Here is a 13,687-nt window from a genome sequence, read left to right as displayed (position 1 = left end):
TTATCCTACGTCAATTCTCTTTTTTTGTTCTCAAACCGACTAGATTTCCATTATTGTCTATTCAACCAGAAATCACCTACAATGTCGCTTTGAAATTATATGTGAACAAAGACGTTCATATGCTTTCTAAGCCAGAACCAACAATATACAAATCTATCTCATTACTTCTCCATAAATCGTTGAATAAGCAAGATAAGTGCCGTTTCTATTAATACAAACTCTAATATGATAAAGAAACATCAAAGTAACAATGAATTTTTATACAAAGAGGCGATGCAAATTGAATCATTATCATACGGAACCGAAAAAAACAAAAATCGGTGTCATTGGTTTAGGATATGTAGGACTCCCGTTAGCCCTATTATTTGTACAAAAGGGATACCAGGTGACAGGAATTGATATTAATAAAGATAAAATAGACCATTTACAAAAATTCGCTAGTTATATTCCTGATATTAAAAATACCGATATCAAGGCAGCTTTGTCCTCGGGTCAATTAACACTAGCAACCAACTATACGTCTATCGAATCTCTAAACATTATCGTTATTTGTGTACCAACTCCCTTAACGATCAACCAAAACCCTGAATTGCGCTATATAAAAGAGGTCAGTAAAGCGCTTTATCCCAGACTGCAAAAAGGGCAATTAGTCATATTGGAGAGTTCTACCTATCCTGGAACCACCCGTGATGTTATTCAACCCATTTTAGCAAAAAGCCAGTTGCAAATCGGAAAGGAAGTTCACTTAGCCTACTCTCCTGAACGTATCGACCCAGGGAATCAAAGCCTAAAAGTGGAAGAAATCCCTAAAATCGTGAGTGGCCTTACAACAGCATGCTTATCCTATGCAACTGATTTCTACAGGCGTATTTTTAATAAAATCATACCTTCTACTTCTGTGGAAGTTGCAGAATTATCCAAGCTCTTGGAGAACAGCTACCGTTTTATTAATATTTCTTTTATCAATGAGATGGCTATGCTTTGTGACAAATTAAATATTAACTTATGGGAAGCTATTTCTGCTGCAAGCTCAAAGCCCTATGGATTTCAACCCTTTTATCCCGGCCCGGGGATTGGCGGACACTGTATTCCGATCGACCCGTTGTATTTGTATTGGGTAGGGCAAAAACATGGGTTCCATAACCAATTTCTATCTCTAGCCGAGAAAACAAACAATGATATTGCTTCCTATATCACGGCACAGGTGACAACGTTAGTTGAAAAAAATCAAACGATAACAAATGCCAAGATATTATTATGTGGCATCACCTACAAAAAGGATTCCAATGATGTAAGAAGTTCTCCACCTGTTCGTATCATGCAACATCTTTTACAACTTGGCGCCGACGTTATGTATCACGATCCCCATGTGCCAGTTATTGAAATCAACCAAAATGTGTTTCATAGTCTTTCTCTCTCATCTAAAAACGTAAAAGAAATGGACATTGTCGTCATTTTAACAGACCATTCCGATCTGCAAGTAGAAAAGATCATCAATCATTCCAAGCTCGTTTATGATACCAAAAACCTTACCAAGGGACTGAAAGGTAACGCTCAGATTATTGTTCTGGGTGGTGGAGACAGTTAATTCTATAGGAAAGGATTATTCCAATGATTTCTGTAATCACCTGTACAAACAGAAATACGATGATGGAAAATATCTTCCATAATTATTCCATACAGACGATGAGAAATAAGGAACTGATCATCGTCTTAAATAAGGATGATATGGACCTTAACATTTGGAGAATGGAAGCGAAGAAATACCCCGCTGTATCTGTTTACCAAATGCCTGAAAGAATGCTGGTTAGTGACTGTAAGAATGATGCGGTTCAAAAAGCAAGGTATGACCATATCGCAAAATTCGATGATGATGATTACTATGCCCCTTCCTATTTACAATCCGCTTGGACGATTTTCACAAAGCATAAAGAAGCAGATATTGTAGGAAAAAGCAGCGTCTATTACTATTTTCCAGAAAGCAAACGCCTCTGCTTATTTCCATCTTTAACGGAACACACATGGACAGACAATGTTGCTGATTCAACATTGGTATTCAAAAAGGATATCTTTTCCCATGTGCGCTTTCCCAAACAGAAAGTTGGTTCCGATAAAAGGTTTCAACAGGATTGTAAAAGAAACGGGTATCATATTTTTGCAACAGATAGATATAACCACGCTATCATTCGAAGCAGGTATCAAAATCATACGTGGAAAATAAACGAAAACCAACTAATTAAGATGTGCAGTGATGTTGTTTATACGGATGATTATCCGTCTTTTGTTACTATATAAATGGGCAATGTTTTGGATATACCACCAAAACATTGCCCATCTCGCTAATGGATTTCTCTTCTTCCAATGATGAATAATAACTTATCATTCTATTCGAGCATTAGACAGCCACATAACACCATTTTTCTTATCTTTATGTTTCTGTCCAAACACTCCCATTCTATCAACATAAAATAAACATAAGTAGAATTAAAATCAGGAGGTTTTACCGTGGCAACGTATCTTGTAACTGGTGGTGGAGGTTTCATAGGCTCAAATATTGTTCGTAAATTAATCGCAAAAGGAGAAAAAGTGAAGGTTCTTGATAACTTTCATACAGGGAAAAAGGAAAATATACATGATTTGATGCATTATATTAACGTGGTTGAAGGTGATTTCACCAATGATCAAACGCTCAAAGAAGCTGTTAAAGATGTTGATATTATCTTTCATCAAGGTGCGATTCCCTCTGTCCCCAAATCGATCATAGACCCCATTAAGACAAATCACGCGAATGTAGATGGAACACTTAAACTTTTACATGCGGCCGTGGAGGCGAACGTAAAACGATTCATTTATGCAGCATCCTCATCAGCATATGGGTATAATGAGACGCTTCCTAAACATGAGCATATGCCTGGAATGCCCATGTCTCCTTATGCTGTCAGTAAGTATGTGGGAGAACATTATTGTAGGGTTTTTCATGATTTACATGGTCTCGAAACCATATCGCTTCGCTACTTTAACGTCTTTGGGCCTCATCAAGACCCTCATTCCGAGTATGCAGCAGTTATCCCAGCATTTATTACGTCCATGTTAAATGACCAACATCCATTCATTTATGGTGATGGGACACAATCTCGAGACTTCACCTATATTGATAACGTTGTTTTAGCAAATTTATTAGCAGCGGAGGCTCCCAAATTGCAAGGAGAAGTCATCAATATCGGGAGTGGATCACGCATCAGTTTAAATAACCTGGTAACACGTATCAATACCATGTTAGGAAAAAATATCTCACCGAAATATACAATCGAACGTCAGGGTGATGTCAAACATTCGTTGGCTGATATTCAACTTGCGAAGGAGATAATTGGTTATCACCCTTCTGTTTCGTTCCATGATGGTCTTACAAGTACGGTAAATTGGTTCATAGATCAACAAACCTAACGCGAGACATCATCTCGTCAAGACCAACAGCAAGATTTCATCACAACAACTAACCCTTTTTTAAAGAGGCTGGGGCAAAATTTTTTGAGCAAATAAGATTCCGAATGTATACCACTTCGGAAATATGCTTCGCTAAGTTTAGAAATGTTCGCTTTTTAGTTAAACAATTTTGTTTTGTCCCCAGCCACTATTCGATTACTTTAATATTTTTATAAAATCGTTCCAGTTGGAAACGTTATTTTTCGTAATGCTTTCTGGATGTTCCCGTACATTGTATATGGAAAAATCGTGGTACCAAAATCGAGCGTTCTTTAGTAATCGATTTAATACACTTACGTCTTCGTACATTCTTCCATTTTCAAATGAAGTTACCGGAAATCCTCCTCCCATTTTCAATGATGACGTTCGATATATCCTAGGTCCCAGCGGAAAACGATAAGCTAGTAGATCATCCCTTCCCTTAACAAGTCTCCCCTTTGCAACTCCTTTATAGAAAATTTCCCCTCGTGATTGCTTCCACTTTTTAAGATTGCCATATAAAACGGCAATATCCTCTGGGAGGTTGGATAGGTGTTTTTTTATAACAGAAACAGCATCAGGGTCTAGCCAATCATCCGCATCCAGTTCCAAGATAAATTCAGATGTAACATGAGGTAGTAACTCGTTTAACGCCCTTGCCTTTCCTCCATTATATTTCGTAAGAACCATTACGCCTTCTCTATCATTCCAACGTTGTAGACGCCTGTAAGAGTTATCTGTTGAACCGTCATCAATGATTAATAGCTGATCCGGTTGTTCATTTTGTAGAAGGCAGGAAGCAACGGCCGTTTCCACATAGTTCTCCATATTATACGTTGAAATAACAACGGAAAGGCTTGGATGATTTGTGTTCGCTTTTTCCAGCTGATATTTCTGCATGATTTTTTGTTTTTCTAAGGTAGTAGTAGAAGTATTTTTTCTCATTTGCCTCACAAGATCCTCTTTAAAGCATATGATGGAATATTCTATAGTAGAAAGCCAAGCAGGGAAAAATGCTTCCTTAAATGGTAACTGAAAAGTTGAGAAAAAGGGCTGCTGCTTTAGAAATGAGGTACGAACAAGCAACGGATGATGGGAAGTACTATTTTGATTATGATTGCAGGTTCCTAAAACAGTTGCCTGCTGGGAAATCTGAAGTGAATCGACATGGATCGTAGGAGAAAGGTAATCCGTCTCATGGAGAAATAATACATAGGAACTGTGTATGCCAGTAACAGCTTGATTTAATGTTTCCCCCGTATCATCACCTTCAATGGTAATGTATGAAATGGGGGGAAACGAATGAGTTTGATGACTTCCATGTAAAGGATGTCCCCGTTTCTGAAGGACGATAATAGATTCTAGTCTGGAAGTGATTGTTTCTAAAGAAGCTAAAGCCTTGTGCAATACGGTTTGATTTGTATAATGTACGAGAATAGCAGTTATATCTCTCAACATAATCCCTCCATTTCTATTCATCCTAACAAAGACCACTAAAAGACCTGGGGCGCTTAAGCTATCCTCACTCAAAACCTGCTAGTTGCTGGGCACTTGCGCCGGACGTAGATCATCTGTTAGTAAGAGTAGAACCATCTAAATTTATCCTTTCTTATCTTTTAAAAAAATAGAAAGCTAGTGATCAGCTAGCTTTCTACAAGGGTGAAATTCATGGATTAAATCTTCAACAAGACTTGTATCGATTTATATTACTTTATGTTTCATAACACTAGATTGACTCGGCTTATCCACTAAGACAACGACACATTTATTAGCTTCGAGGGCCATTACTCAGGTAGATCATTCCTTTTTGTCATCCAGCTTACTCTTCATCTTCCTTTCGCTTTGTGAAGCATCCTTTGATTTAAACTTTTTCTTTTCATCTTTTTGTTCTATTTTCAAATCCTCCAGCGGAACATCATCGACATGCATCTGGTCTTCAAACTCATCTAATGCCGTCCTCTCTTCTATTTCATTTTCTGCTTTATTCTCTTTTTTATTTGGCGATTTTTTATCATGCTCACGCATCTATATCACCTCAATTCCCACTTAAAAATCTATATCCTTTTTGAGGTTTGTTTAAACATTTCTGTCAAAGGGTCAATGGAATTAGAGTGCCCTGCGCATCGCTTTTAACACATCTATTTGTCTGAAACGCTTACTGTGCGCCCTATCATTCTATAGAGACATTAGAAATATCCATGTCGTATGCTACTTGCTCATTGCCTTGTTGTTCAATAGTCCCTTCATACAACGTGTCACCAGTGTCCAAATCCACAACTAGTATAGCTGCCTGTACGTCATTGTCTTTATGCGAACTAACTAGATACATTTTGTTATCCTTTATTTGCATATGTGGTTGACCCGCCTCTGCTTCTAATTGATCCATCTGTATGTTTCGCTCGATCTCTTGGCTGTCCATCGAAAAGGCGGAAACCTCTACATCCGTATCCGTTATCGCACTGAAATAAATCGTAGAATCATGCAACACAGCTGTATGGGCCGAATTCTCTAATTCTGCTGGTAAATCGAGTTGCTCAGTCTCGTTTGTTTCCAGATTAAAAGCAATGATTTCTTTCCCCGTTTGTTCGGAGTAAGAAATCCCATCTTCTTGTTGACTATTCTCCATATAATCAAAGTTAATGAGCATAAATGCCTTTGAATCCTCATCGGTAGCGTTGTTGATGATCGTACCATTAGCGCTGTCTGCATTATTTTGTTCCAAATTGGGTGAGATGACCTCGTCATTTGTTATCTTCTGGTTAGCGACATCTACATCGTATACATGCATGTCCTCTTGGGTATTAAAACCGGTTGGGTCCATTCCGGAAAAGTTACGCGTCATAACTTTCACTTCATGATTCATCACTTGAATAGCTTCGATACTTATAGATTGGATGTTATCTGATGCCGGAACATCCAGTTTAAAAGCTGTCGTCTCACTGGATTCCTTTTGCATTATCTCCAATTCAAAGGCATGATTACCGGAACTTGTGGAATCTACATTTGCGTAAATGAGCATCGACCCATTCTCATAAAACTGTGAAGGGGTTGCCCCTTTACCACGCATAAATCCGCGATATTCTTCTTGAAGTTCTTTGATCTTAGTTGGATAAAAGTCATTTAAACGATCAAAATAGGACTGTTCGTCATGATATACCGTTTCGTCCGCTGTTATTTGCAAGGGATTATCACCCTGTGTGCCCTCTCTATAATTTGCATCTAGGGTAAGGTCATTTATTTCCTCCTTGTCCCCACTCTTATGTTCAAATCCAAATGCAGGATATGCGTTATCTGCCACAGCTGACTGAACATAATACGTCCCGATTGTAACTATGACAACGACTATTATGGAGATTAACTTCCAATAACGCTTCATTTTTATTCCCCCTATACGGTTACTTTCTTATTTAATAAGTAATTGCTCATCCAAATCGTTACACTGATGACAAGGATTCCTAATATCGTTTCAACTATCAGCAACTCGACCGGATAAAGATAATTAATGAGAAAAATCATCTCCAATATCATGGGGAACAAGAAAATAGTAAACGCGCACACACTATAAATAACGCCTAACAGAACTCCCTTCCAACGAAAACTTCTTTCAAACAAAATAGCTGTAAATAGAACAAACACCGCCATGAAACCAATTCCGTAATTGATCATAAACTGAATAAAGCTTTGAGGAATTAATAATTGTAACACACTATTCCAACCATTCACGGAGGTATTAATCATCTCAGAGACGGTCATATCCATTCGAAGGTCCTGTGGTATCATCCATGAAAGCACCGTGCTCTCCACCGGCAGTAAAATGAGTTGCAATGCAACCAAGCCTAAGACCATTAAAAAGATGGCCGTGGCCTTTGCCAGGAAAATATTGAGACGGGCAGTTGGCAGCATCAACAACCGGTAAATAAATGTATTTTTCCCCAACCAATCTCGATACCAGATGAAGAAAGAATAGAAGAGTAATGCGACAATACATAACATAATCGGTCCCACAAACCATATACTTTGATTGATCTGTACCATACTCATTGGTCCCGTTTGCTCCAAAAATTGATCTATCGGTACCAGATCTTCATAGATTGTCTCATTTGCATCACTTACGTAACTTCTTGATCTTACAATGACCCCTGCAATTTGCGAAACAACGGTGATTGCAATGAGTACAAGATACATTTTCATAAAACGTCCTAATTCAAAATGAACTAATTTTACATACCGGTTCATGGCTGATACACCTCTCTCATTACATCAACAACAGATTTTCCTTCCTTTTCGCGGACTTCCTCGCTATTAAATTCCTTTAAAACAGCTCCATTATCAAGCAGTACAACTTTATCAATCAAATGCTCAATATCATTAATTTCATGGGTAGTAATAATCACACCACGATCTTCCACCAAGTGACTGGCAAATACTTCGGCAATTTGTTCCCTACTGAAAATATCTATCCCCGAGAAGGGCTCATCCATTAACAGGAAATCAACATCCAATGCCAGCCCAAGCAGCAGATTTACTTTAGCTGTATTCCCTTTGGATAAATCCGAGATCCGTTCCCTTCCCTCTAATTTAAAAAATGTAAGTAATTCCATCGCACGTTCTTGATTCCAATTATCATAAAAATCTCGCATAAATTGTGTCGCATCCGCAATTGTCATTTCCGGAAGCATGGTTATGGCATCCGGAATGAAAGTGACTTTTTCATAACTACCCTTTTTGATCTTTTCTCCATTCATTAGAATCTGACCACCATTAATTGGTGTTAGCGCCATAATCGCATTTAAAATCGTTGTCTTACCCACGCCGTTTATTCCAATAAGACAGGTGATTTCCCCTTTATTTGCAGTAAACGAAACGTCATGCAATACTTTTTTTCGGCCATACTTTTTCGTGATCTCTTTCACCTCAATCATGCTTATCTCCCTCCTTGTTGTACGTTTCCTTGATCAATCCTACGATTTCATCAAGTGGAACGTTTATGGGACGGATAGATGAAACAAAGGAATCCACCGCTTCGATGATGAGTTCTTCCCGGACGGATCCTAGCGTTTTTTCATCTTTTGTAATTTTACTGGGGTTATTCCGTTCTGTATAAATCAATCCCTGTTCCTCCATTTCCTTATATGCTCGTTGTGCCGTATTTGGATTAATTTTCAATCTATTCGCCAGTTCTCTCCGTGACGGGATTTCTTCACCCGGTTCTAAGCTTCCTGTTGCAATCTGTTCTTTAAAATGACGTACAACCTGCACATACACCGGATCCCGATTGTTGAAATTCATTGTCATAGCCCCGTCTCCTATATATTTCCTTAGGTATGTTTGCTTTTTATGTATTATGTGTTTAATACACTTCTTGCAAAAAAATAATGTATTAAGCTGTTAATACAATTTCGAACTGTATTATACGGATAATACACTAAGATGTCAATACACCAAAATAAATATTTCCCACTAAAAATCAGACAAAATTCGAGTCGTGCCTATCACTAAGTATGCTAAAATAGAAGGATAACACATTTAAACAAAGGGAGACACAATACATCTATGAAACTGGTATCTTGGAATGTAAATGGAATTCGAGCCTGTGTACGGAAGGGATTTTTGGATTATTTTCATGAAGTGGATGCAGATATCTTCTGTCTTCAGGAAACAAAGGTACAGGAAGGACAAATTAACCTGGATTTGAAAGGATATTATCAGTATTGGAATTATGCTGTGCGAAAGGGATACTCCGGCACAGCTGTTTTCACAAAGAAAAAGCCATTATCTGTAAAATATGGGATGAAAGATGAGGAAATACAGGAAGAAGGAAGGATTATCACACTCGAATTCGAAGATTTTTATTTGGTTAATGTCTATACCCCGAATTCAAAAAGAGATCTAACACGGCTGGATTACCGATTAGAATGGGAAGACGAACTCTATAGCTATTTAAGAAAACTAGACGAGCACAAACCGATTATTTACTGTGGTGATCTAAACGTTGCACACCATGAAATTGATTTAAAGAATGATAAAACGAATCACGGCAATTCAGGATTCACGACAGAAGAACGCGGCAAAATGACACGTCTCCTGGATGCTGGATTTATTGATAGTTTACGATATTTTCATCCTGAAACAGAGGGACTTTACTCGTGGTGGTCTTACATGAAAACAATCCGCGAAAGAAATGTTGGGTGGAGAATTGATTATCTCATCGTATCCGAAAGATGGAAAAACGCACTTATAGATTCCCAGGTTCATCAGCACGTGATGGGAAGTGACCATTGTCCAGTAATGCTGGAAATGGAGGCACCTGACTAAATTGTAATCGGTTATTCACATTGCATTCATATAAATGAATTATGCTTCACTTACGAAATAAAAGGAGTGTTATCCATGAATATGTACAGCAAAACATTACTTCGATTTTCTGCCATTTTTGCATTACTGGGAGCCTTTCTAGGTTCACATATGGCTGGTGCGGGTGGACTTGAATTTAAAACGGTCCATGCCCATATTCTCGTTGTCGGCTGGCTGTCTTTATTTGCCTTTGCTGTTTATTATAAAATATTCACCCCAGCAAGTAAGCTTTTATCTGCGCTACATGTTTACTCAGCAATTATTGGCGCCATTGGCTTAACGATTGGCATGTGGTTCTATTATGTCCGTCCGTTCAATCTGGCTGATACATTTACAACAGTTTTCTTTATTATTGGTGGAAGTATTTTACTACTAAGCTTCATATTCTTCCTGATGTTGACATTTATGAAGACAGAAGAATGAGCTGACCCGGCACAGGGACGAGTATATCTAAAGCTGAAGGACCAACAAGAGAAACGCTAATTTCTCTTACCTGTGCTAAAACAATGGCTAAATCAGAGTCATAAGCTGGTTCCTGGATTTTCCCTTTCGCACACTCTTCTCGGAGCCATTGCCCATAGATCAATTCATTTCTTGGAGGATACCATCAGGCTGCAATATCGTCATGATATATAACCGTTGCTTTAGTGTGTTTTCGTTATTCAGATCGTTCATCAATGACAGACGCTCCTCTTGCTAGCTTTAATGGTTTGGCTTATTGACCTTTTTATATTATTCATAACATTAAAAGGAAACGTAAAAAAGTAAATACCCAAATTCGATCCGAACAAAAAGATAATCCACGTGTCAAAAGAAACAGGCCACGGTCATTAGATGAACGAGTTGCATTAACAGAAATCACCAGAGCTAGCGTAGAACGAGCAAAACGTGAAGGTAAGATGAAAATGATTGGGAAGCGAAAGATGTATTATGATCCAGCTGAATGAACTAAAAAGGGAATTTGCGGAGCTTGGAAACTTACCAAAACATGAAAGAATGATGGAAATATGCGCTTTGTTAACGGAATATTTCCAAAAAGATAATATAAAGCCAATAATTGTTGGTGGTTTATCAGTAGAAATATACACACGGAATAACTATTCCACTTATGATATAGACTTGATTACGGATGGGATAACCCTGGCACAAGCACCCGTACGCAGCAAACGTATGGGTGCTTCTTTTAGTGCTTCCGTTTCTTAAAATAATCAATCAAGCCAAGTGCGCTAACTTGCATATCTAAGTTGATCACAATATATGACTCATGCTCATCCGGAATACCAAATTCTCGGAGATACGCTCTTACGCTTTTTAATAATGCTTGAGCAAGATCATCGTATCCTTTACGCTCTGCCACCATTTGTTCACTGACTTCCATGAACACATCCAACCACGCTGAAACTTGTTTTAGTGCTTGATCCGTTTTTGTCGTCATACCAAAATGGCCATAATAAATACGATCAAGATTCATCTCCATCATCCGATCAATCGCCATTTGCATCGCATTCGGGTCAAACTGATTGGGCGAAGTTGTCGGAAGAAATAGGTCAACGCCTTCACTAATTAATTGCTCGTAACGAATACCAACTATATCGCCTGTAAACATTCCGTTACTCACTGGGTCGTAAATGCTGAAATGATGCTTGGCATGTCCTGGTGTATCTAGAAACTCAAGTGTACATGCAGGCCCGATTTTCAGGGTATCCCCTTCCCCCTTCACCAGTAATCGATCTTCTGCTACAGGAATAATTGGGTCAAATAAATCCGAAAAACTTTCCCCGTATACAGCTCTTGCGCTCGCTGTTAATTTTTTCGGATTCACCAAATGCTTCTCCCCTCGTGGGTGGACAACAATGGTGGCATTCGGACATTCTTGTATCAATAAACCTGCTCCTCCAGCATGGTCAAGATGAATATGTGTAACAATGATATATTTGACCTGTTCTAGAGAAAATCCCAGTTTTTTCAATCCTTCTTTCACATGCTTAATCGATGGACTTGGTCCTGTTTCCACAATAGTTAATGCTTCCTCATCAATCACATATGACCCCGTCCGTTTTGGTACACCTAAATCAAACCCGTCAATGATATGGATACGATCATCCAACCGGATTGGCTCCTTCTCCTCCATCGCTTAACCTCCAAACATACTTCAGATAATTCTATTATACGCATAATTGAACAAATTTTCATTCTTTTACGTTGTGAGCCTTTTTTTGCTCAAAATAATAATCCACACATTTTTGAAATAGCGGAAAATAGATTTCCTGTAACGCGATTGATTTTTCTCCCTGGCTATTTTCTGTTCCCATTCTCGCTGTTCCCTTAACTCTCGTTCCAATTCAAAATCATACTCATCAAATCCCATATTTCAACACCTCATTTTTTCAAGATGCTTGAAATTATACTATTGATCTACTTTTACGGCGAATGGGTAAAATTTAATTATAGCTGTGGTAAAGACCTCAATAATTGAAAATTCCTCAGCTGAAAATTCAAATTTACATAACCTATTACCACCTAAAAATCAAATGTGGCACTCTCCCTTAAAAATTCAACTATCCCGTCCATCAACCCATCTGCCAATGGCAGATTCGGGTCCGCATACGTTGCGACATTCCCTTCCCGGTCTTCCGGCGCTTCTTTTAAGACATGATTCAAATCTTCAATAATGATTAATTCCGAATCATCTTTTGCCTCATACAGCGTTTCTGCTTCACTGACAGGGACTTGAATGTCTCGATCCCCATTCACAAGCAATGTCGGGATATCCAGCTTTTGAATTTCTACCGCTGGGTCATACTGCATCCAGGACGTCAGGAAAGGCTGAACCGATGGACGAAATATGCTTTCTAGTTCTTGAGTAACATCTTCAACCTGATTCCCTTCTTTTACCTGTTGCAAAATTTCTTCACTTTCGCTAAGCAAATTTTCCGGGAGTTGTTCACTAAGTTGATCATATATGACTTTATCAATCGAACTGCCGGCTCCTGCAATCGAAACAAAAGCGTCGACATTGCTCTCGTGTGCTGCTAGCATTCCAACCAACGATCCCTGACTATGTCCGATGATGCCAACATCTGTATAGTTGTCATTCGCATCAAGCGATTCCACCCAAAGTTTAGCATCTTCAACAAATTGGTCAAAATTCATCTCTTCCTCTGAAATGATAGCTTGCTGATTTTTTCCAGCACCTCGCTTCCCATAGCGCACACTTGCCACTCCCGCTTCTGCAAGGTTTTCAGCTACAAGCTTTAAGCTGTCAGCGTTTACGCCTTGTGCGTTTCCATTCCGATCCGCCGGGCCGGACCCTGGGATAAGAAGCATAACAGGAAATGGCCCATCTCCATCTGGTGTTTCAAGTTCACCAGTGAGTGTTCCAAGATCTGTTTCAATCTCAAGGAATTCGCCTTCTTCCTCTGCATCCGCTGCAGCAGGCGGTTCTCCCTTCGTTAATTCAAACGGAAATGATTGCCCGCCCTGCGCAAATGTCCCTGTTATTGTTTCTTCGCCCACTTCTCCATCAAATGATGCGCTTTTTCCTGGCATTTCCATGACGAAGGCGATACTTTCTCCATCTAATGAAAGTGACGATAAAGGATAATCCTGAACACCTTGTGCAGGGATACTGATTACACCAGTGAACTCATCCTCACTTTCAAATTCTACATTTATTTGCAACGGCTGATTTGGAATGTCAATAGCACCAGTCCAATACCCAGTTACCTCCATGGATGAATCACCTCCATTAGCAGATTCCTCTTCCGTATCCTCACTACAACCTACTCCAAAAATCAACATGCATAAAATAACAATAATTCCTTTTTTCACCCTAATCATCCCCATGTATCATTCTCCTATTAGTCCTACG

15 protein-coding genes are annotated in these 13,687 nt (G+C 38.9%); 6 read left to right on the top strand and 9 right to left on the bottom strand.

Annotated features, from left to right (window positions below; genetic code table 11):
* Positions 1–280: 280 nt before the first annotated feature.
* The 3 genes from KFZ56_RS03615 (at position 281) to KFZ56_RS03605 (ending at position 3,444) form a co-directional block, all read left to right on the top strand.
* A complete protein-coding gene (locus KFZ56_RS03615; protein WP_255584807.1) occupies positions 281–1,588 on the top strand; it encodes a nucleotide sugar dehydrogenase in 1,308 nt (435 codons plus the stop codon).
* A gap of 23 nt (positions 1,589–1,611) precedes the next feature.
* Entirely contained in the window at positions 1,612–2,295 is a 684-nt protein-coding gene (locus tag KFZ56_RS03610) for a glycosyltransferase (protein ID WP_222640310.1), read from the top strand.
* Positions 2,296–2,505: 210 nt separating this feature from the next.
* The gene (locus KFZ56_RS03605) at positions 2,506–3,444 is read left to right on the top strand and encodes an SDR family oxidoreductase (protein ID WP_222640309.1); all 939 of its coding nucleotides are present in this window, start codon (positions 2,506–2,508) and stop codon (positions 3,442–3,444) included.
* A 195-nt stretch (positions 3,445–3,639) separates the two neighbouring features.
* On the opposite strand, the gene KFZ56_RS03600 is transcribed toward KFZ56_RS03605, so the two are convergent.
* The 6 genes from KFZ56_RS03600 to KFZ56_RS03575 form a co-directional block, all read right to left on the bottom strand.
* Positions 3,640–4,920, bottom strand: a complete 1,281-nt coding sequence (locus tag KFZ56_RS03600; RefSeq protein WP_255584806.1) for a glycosyltransferase family 2 protein — start codon at positions 4,918–4,920, stop codon at positions 3,640–3,642.
* A gap of 339 nt (positions 4,921–5,259) precedes the next feature.
* A complete protein-coding gene (locus KFZ56_RS03595) occupies positions 5,260–5,487 on the bottom strand; it encodes a YczO family protein (protein WP_222640307.1) in 228 nt (75 codons plus the stop codon).
* 145 nt (positions 5,488–5,632) lie between these two features.
* Entirely contained in the window at positions 5,633–6,838 is a 1,206-nt protein-coding gene (locus KFZ56_RS03590) for a hypothetical protein (RefSeq protein WP_222640305.1), read from the bottom strand.
* Positions 6,839–6,849: 11 nt separating this feature from the next.
* Positions 6,850–7,698: a hypothetical protein gene (locus KFZ56_RS03585; protein ID WP_222640304.1), complete on the bottom strand. Its 849-nt coding sequence runs from the start codon at positions 7,696–7,698 to the stop codon at positions 6,850–6,852.
* Entirely contained in the window at positions 7,695–8,384 is a 690-nt protein-coding gene (locus KFZ56_RS03580) for an ATP-binding cassette domain-containing protein (RefSeq protein WP_222640303.1), read from the bottom strand. The genes KFZ56_RS03585 and KFZ56_RS03580 overlap by 4 nt, the downstream gene beginning before the upstream one ends.
* Complete coding sequence (locus KFZ56_RS03575) at positions 8,377–8,757, bottom strand: GntR family transcriptional regulator (protein ID WP_222640302.1); 381 nt, start codon at positions 8,755–8,757, stop codon at positions 8,377–8,379. The genes KFZ56_RS03580 and KFZ56_RS03575 overlap by 8 nt, the downstream gene beginning before the upstream one ends.
* Before the next feature lie 258 nt (positions 8,758–9,015).
* Between KFZ56_RS03575 and KFZ56_RS03570 the strand changes: the two genes are divergently transcribed.
* The 3 genes from KFZ56_RS03570 to KFZ56_RS03560 all read left to right on the top strand — a co-directional run bounded on the left by KFZ56_RS03570 (position 9,016) and on the right by KFZ56_RS03560 (position 11,019).
* Entirely contained in the window at positions 9,016–9,777 is a 762-nt protein-coding gene (locus KFZ56_RS03570) for an exodeoxyribonuclease III (RefSeq protein WP_222640301.1), read from the top strand.
* Between the two features lie 75 nt (positions 9,778–9,852).
* Positions 9,853–10,239 carry a hypothetical protein gene (locus tag KFZ56_RS03565; protein ID WP_222640300.1) on the top strand — a complete coding sequence of 129 codons (387 nt, stop codon included), beginning with the start codon at positions 9,853–9,855 and terminating at the stop codon, positions 10,237–10,239.
* Between the two features lie 486 nt (positions 10,240–10,725).
* Entirely contained in the window at positions 10,726–11,019 is a 294-nt protein-coding gene (locus KFZ56_RS03560; protein ID WP_222640299.1) for a hypothetical protein, read from the top strand.
* Here KFZ56_RS03560 and KFZ56_RS03555 read toward each other — a convergent pair.
* From KFZ56_RS03555 to KFZ56_RS03545, 3 genes are all read right to left on the bottom strand, one after another.
* Positions 11,000–11,947 (bottom strand): MBL fold metallo-hydrolase, encoded by a 948-nt coding sequence (locus KFZ56_RS03555; RefSeq protein WP_222640297.1) that lies wholly within the window; start codon positions 11,945–11,947, stop codon positions 11,000–11,002. The two genes, KFZ56_RS03560 and KFZ56_RS03555, sit on opposite strands and share 20 nt — an antisense overlap.
* Before the next feature lie 66 nt (positions 11,948–12,013).
* Positions 12,014–12,184: a hypothetical protein gene (locus tag KFZ56_RS03550; protein ID WP_222640295.1), complete on the bottom strand. Its 171-nt coding sequence runs from the start codon at positions 12,182–12,184 to the stop codon at positions 12,014–12,016.
* Positions 12,185–12,336: 152 nt separating this feature from the next.
* Positions 12,337–13,662, bottom strand: a complete 1,326-nt coding sequence (locus KFZ56_RS03545) for an alpha/beta hydrolase family protein (protein ID WP_255584801.1) — start codon at positions 13,660–13,662, stop codon at positions 12,337–12,339.
* Positions 13,663–13,687: the final 25 nt, after the last annotated feature.

This window comes from Virgibacillus sp. NKC19-3 (assembly GCF_019837165.1).
Classification (GTDB): domain Bacteria; phylum Bacillota; class Bacilli; order Bacillales; family Amphibacillaceae; genus Virgibacillus_L; species Virgibacillus_L saliphilus.
Note: the sequence above shows the minus strand (reverse complement) of the source record. Positions and strands in the feature narration are given on the sequence as shown.

What these genes read in the sequence shown, in the direction of transcription:
- KFZ56_RS03600 (WP_255584806.1), bottom strand. Translation starts at nt 4,920, where the DNA reads ATGTTGAGAGATATAACTGCTATTCTCGTACATTATACAAATCAAACC.
- KFZ56_RS03555 (WP_222640297.1), bottom strand. Translation starts at nt 11,947, where the DNA reads ATGGAGGAGAAGGAGCCAATCCGGTTGGATGATCGTATCCATATCATT.
- KFZ56_RS03585 (WP_222640304.1), bottom strand. Translation starts at nt 7,698, where the DNA reads ATGAACCGGTATGTAAAATTAGTTCATTTTGAATTAGGACGTTTTATG.
- KFZ56_RS03575 (WP_222640302.1), bottom strand. Translation starts at nt 8,757, where the DNA reads ATGACAATGAATTTCAACAATCGGGATCCGGTGTATGTGCAGGTTGTA.
- KFZ56_RS03550 (WP_222640295.1), bottom strand. Translation starts at nt 12,184, where the DNA reads ATGGGATTTGATGAGTATGATTTTGAATTGGAACGAGAGTTAAGGGAA.
- KFZ56_RS03595 (WP_222640307.1), bottom strand. Translation starts at nt 5,487, where the DNA reads ATGCGTGAGCATGATAAAAAATCGCCAAATAAAAAAGAGAATAAAGCA.
- KFZ56_RS03590 (WP_222640305.1), bottom strand. Translation starts at nt 6,838, where the DNA reads ATGAAGCGTTATTGGAAGTTAATCTCCATAATAGTCGTTGTCATAGTT.
- KFZ56_RS03580 (WP_222640303.1), bottom strand. Translation starts at nt 8,384, where the DNA reads ATGATTGAGGTGAAAGAGATCACGAAAAAGTATGGCCGAAAAAAAGTA.
- KFZ56_RS03610 (WP_222640310.1), top strand. Translation starts at nt 1,612, where the DNA reads ATGATTTCTGTAATCACCTGTACAAACAGAAATACGATGATGGAAAAT.
- KFZ56_RS03570 (WP_222640301.1), top strand. Translation starts at nt 9,016, where the DNA reads ATGAAACTGGTATCTTGGAATGTAAATGGAATTCGAGCCTGTGTACGG.
- KFZ56_RS03545 (WP_255584801.1), bottom strand. Translation starts at nt 13,662, where the DNA reads ATGGGGATGATTAGGGTGAAAAAAGGAATTATTGTTATTTTATGCATG.
- KFZ56_RS03565 (WP_222640300.1), top strand. Translation starts at nt 9,853, where the DNA reads ATGAATATGTACAGCAAAACATTACTTCGATTTTCTGCCATTTTTGCA.